Below are 3,765 nucleotides of genomic sequence, written 5' to 3'. Positions count from 1 at the left end.
AAGCAGCTCCTCGTCTGGATAGAAAAACAACGGAAAGCCGGTACCCGCTAAAACCGTTTTTTTGAAACGCCATAGGGTTCAGAGGCGCAACGTCCGGCATGGGCACAAAAAAAGCGCGGTATGGCCCGCGCTTCTTTTGTGCGTCCCGCCCTCTTATTTGTAGGCGTCCACCATGATCTGCGTGGTTTCGTCGAGCGACAGCGCGTAGGGATCAAGCTTGAACAGCCCGCCCATCGTATGCCGCGCGTTGGCCGCGCACTTGGCCATGTCTTCCTTCGTAATGCCGTAGTCGGACATCTTCAGGCCGTCGACTCCGCACGCCTTCTGCAATTCCACAAGCGCCTTGACGAACGCCATCGGGCGCTCGGCCTCCGGCAGATGCCCCGTCACCACGCCCATGGCCTTGGCCATAGCCGTGAACCGTTCGGGGGCCTTGTCGGCGAAGAACGAATAGTACGCCTCGGAAAGCATGATCAGCCCCGCGCCGTGCGGCAGTTTCGGATAGAAGGCGCTCAGGGCGTGCTCCATGCCGTGTTCGGACGTGCAGCAGGAGGTCGACTCGACCATGCCGGAAAGCGTGCTTGCCAGCGCCACCTGCGTGCGGGCTTCCAGATCCGATCCGTCCTTCACGGCGGCGGGCAGATATTTGGCGAGGAGTTCAATGCTTTTCAGCGCATAGGCGTCGCTGAGCGGCGTGGCGACGTTCGCGATATACCCTTCCGTGGCGTGGAACAACGCGTCAAAGCCCTGATAGGCTGTCAGGTGAGCCGGGATGGTCAGCATCATTTCCGGGTCCACCACGGAGAGCACGGGGAAGGTTTCCGCGCAGCCGAAGCCGATCTTCTCGTTGGTGTCCTCTTTGGTGATGACGGTCCACGGGTCGGCTTCCGTGCCCGTGCCCGCCGTGGTCGTAATCGCCACGATGGGCAGAGCTCCGTTCACCAGCGGCTGCCCCTTGCCGGAGCCGCCGGAGATGTAATCCCAGTAGTCGCCGGGGTTTTTGGCCATGACCGCAATGCTTTTCGCGGAGTCGATGGAACTGCCGCCGCCAAGGCCGATCACGAAGTCGCAGCCCTGCTCGCGGGCCAGCGCCGCGCCTTCATGGACGTGGCGGAGCACCGGGTTGGGCAGGATCTTGTCGAACAGCGCGTGCCCGATGCCCTGCTTGTCCAGCATGGCGATGAGGCGATCCAGATAGCCGTTCGCGCGCATGGATTTTCCGGCGGTGATGACGATGAGCGCTTTCTTGCCCGGCAGGGGCGTCGTGGCGAGATCGTTGAAGCTGCCGGGGCCGAACAGGATCTTGGTGGGAATGGAATACGTGAATTTCATATGATTCTCCCTGATGAATGGACGGTGCGAAAGCGCACGGTGGATGAAGTATAGAGTGCTTCACGAAAGCGCGAAGTCAAGGGGCCCGGCCTCTTTTTGTGGGACGAACCCGACCGGGGCAAGGCGGCGTGCCGGCTCCCCGGCAATGGATGGAGAAGGCCGAACGCCGCCGCGTCCGCCGTCATTCGACCCACGCGGCCCGCAATATACTGATTTCATGGGCATAGCCGGGAAGCTCATTGGGCGTTTCCAGATAGAACGGCAAGTGCCTCAAGGCGGGATGGTTGATGATCCGCGCAATCGCCTCCAGCCCGATGGTCCCTTCGCCGATGCGGGCGTGGCGATCCTTGCGGCTGGCGAAGGGCATCAGGCTGTCGTTCAGGTGGATGGCGTACAGCTTGCCCAGCCCGACATGCCGATCGAACTGCTCCAGCACCCCGCCAAGATCGTTCACAATGTCATATCCCGCCGAATACACGTGGCAGGTGTCGAGGCATACGCCCATCTTGTCGCCCAGCGACACGGAGCGGAGGATATGCCCCAGCTCCTCGAAACGGCTTCCGACCTCGGTCCCCTTGCCGGACATGGTTTCCAGCAGGACGCGGGTGGTCTGTTCCGGACGCAGGATCGCGTCCAGCAGTTCGACGATGAGCCCCATGCCCACATCGATCCCCTGCCCCACATGGCTGCCGGGATGAAAATTATACAGCATATGCGGCAGATACGTGTCCAGCGTCATCACGTCCTCGCGCATGGCGTCCCGCGCAAACGCCCGCAGCCCCTCATCGAGGGCACACGCGTTCAGCGTATACGGCGCGTGCCCCAGAACGGGCGCGAAGGCGTGCTCCTCCATCAGGCCGCGCAGGGCTTCCGCGTCCTTGGGGTTCGCCTTCTTGGCCTTGCTGCCCCTCGGGTTGCGCGTAAAAAACTGGAACGTATCCGCCTTGATGGAGAGCGCTTCTTCCCCCATGTGGCGGTACCCTTTGGAACTGGACAAGTGACACCCGATATGCAGCATGACGAACCTTCCCGAATGGCTATCCTGTATGAAAAACACAAAGCGCCCCGGCGGTCAATCCCACCGGGGCGCTTCGCGATAATGGACCTGAGACTCTAAGGCTTAGGCAAGCGCCTGAAGCAGCAGCAGAGCCACGATGTTGATGATCTTGATCATCGGGTTAACAGCCGGACCAGCGGTGTCCTTGTAGGGGTCGCCCACGGTGTCGCCGGTAACGGCGGCCTTGTGCGCATCGGAACCCTTGCCGCCGTGGTGGCCGTCTTCGATGTACTTCTTGGCATTGTCCCACGCGCCGCCGCCGGAGGTCATGGAGATGGCGACGAACAGGCCGGTCACGATGGTGCCCATCAGCATGGCGCCGAGGGTCGCGAACGCCGCGCTCTGGCCGCCGAAGGCGTCGATGATGAAGTACACGATGATCGGGGCGAAGACCGGGAGCATGGAGGGCATGATCATTTCGCGGATGGCGGCCTTGGTCAGCATATCCACGGCGGCGCCGTAGTTGGGCTTCGCGGTGCCTTCCATGATGCCGGGGATTTCGCGGAACTGGCGGCGCACTTCAACCACGACGGCGGAACCGGCGCGGCCCACGGCCATCATGCCCATGGCGCCGAACAGGTACGGCAGCAGGCCGCCGATGAACAGGCCGACGAGGACATAGGGGTCCTGGAGGGAGAAGGACACGTTCAGGTTGGGGAAGAAGCGGCCGAGGTCTTCGGTGTAGCAGGCGAACAGCACCAGAGCGGCGAGAGCGGCGGAACCGATGGCGTAGCCCTTGGTCACGGCCTTGGTGGTGTTGCCCACGGCGTCGAGGGCGTCGGTGACTTCACGGACGTCGCCGGGGAGGTTGGACATTTCGGCGATGCCGCCGGCGTTGTCGGTCACGGGGCCGTAGGCGTCAAGGGCGACGATCATGCCGGCAAGAGCGAGCATGGTGGTCGCGGCGATGGCGATGCCGAACAGGCCGGCGTTGCTGTAGGAGAACAGGATACCGATGGAGATCACGATAACCGGCAGAGCGGTGGATTCCATGGACACGGCGAGGCCCTGAATGACGTTGGTGCCGTGGCCGGTGGTGGAAGCCTGCGCGATGCTGCGGACGGGGCGGAACGCGGTGGCGGTGTAGTATTCGGTGATCCACACCAGCGCGGCGGTGATCACGAGGCCGGTCAGGGAGCACATCAGCAGGTTGCCCACGCCGAAGGTCTTGCCCTGGATCTGCATTTCAGGAGCGCCCCAGAACAGCAGGAAGGTCACGACGATGATGAGACCGGCGGAAGCCAGAGCGGCGACGGTCAGACCACGGTACAGGGCCTTCATGATGTTGTTGTCGGAGCCGAGGCGGACGTACTTGGTGCCGAACACGGAGCCGAGAATGCACACGCCGCCGATGAGCAGGGGGTACATCATCATGA

At 62.8% G+C, this 3,765-nt stretch carries 3 protein-coding genes; all 3 read right to left on the bottom strand.

Features of this window, described 5'->3' with window-relative positions:
• Window positions 1–153: 153 nt before the first annotated feature.
• Window positions 154–1,332, bottom strand: a complete 1,179-nt coding sequence (locus HMPREF0178_RS00410; RefSeq protein WP_009367924.1) for an iron-containing alcohol dehydrogenase — start codon at window positions 1,330–1,332, stop codon at window positions 154–156.
• A gap of 181 nt (window positions 1,333–1,513) precedes the next feature.
• On the bottom strand, window positions 1,514–2,350 hold the full coding sequence (locus tag HMPREF0178_RS00405) for a deoxyribonuclease IV (protein WP_009367923.1): 837 nt from the start codon (window positions 2,348–2,350) through the stop codon (window positions 1,514–1,516).
• Between the two features lie 102 nt (window positions 2,351–2,452).
• A partial coding sequence (locus tag HMPREF0178_RS00400; protein WP_009367922.1) for a sodium/proton-translocating pyrophosphatase occupies window positions 2,453–3,765 on the bottom strand: 1,313 nt, incomplete at its 5' end.

It is taken from the genome of Bilophila sp. 4_1_30 (genome assembly GCF_000224655.1).
In the GTDB taxonomy this organism is placed as follows: domain Bacteria; phylum Desulfobacterota; class Desulfovibrionia; order Desulfovibrionales; family Desulfovibrionaceae; genus Bilophila; species Bilophila wadsworthia.
The sequence above is the reverse complement of the archived record's forward strand: the minus strand, read 5'-3'. Positions and strand labels throughout refer to the sequence as shown.

Excerpts from the sequence above, each read along its gene's own strand:
- HMPREF0178_RS00410 (WP_009367924.1), bottom strand. The coding sequence starts at position 1,332 with ATGAAATTCACGTATTCCATTCCCACCAAGATCCTGTTCGGCCCCGGC.
- HMPREF0178_RS00405 (WP_009367923.1), bottom strand. The coding sequence starts at position 2,350 with ATGCTGCATATCGGGTGTCACTTGTCCAGTTCCAAAGGGTACCGCCAC.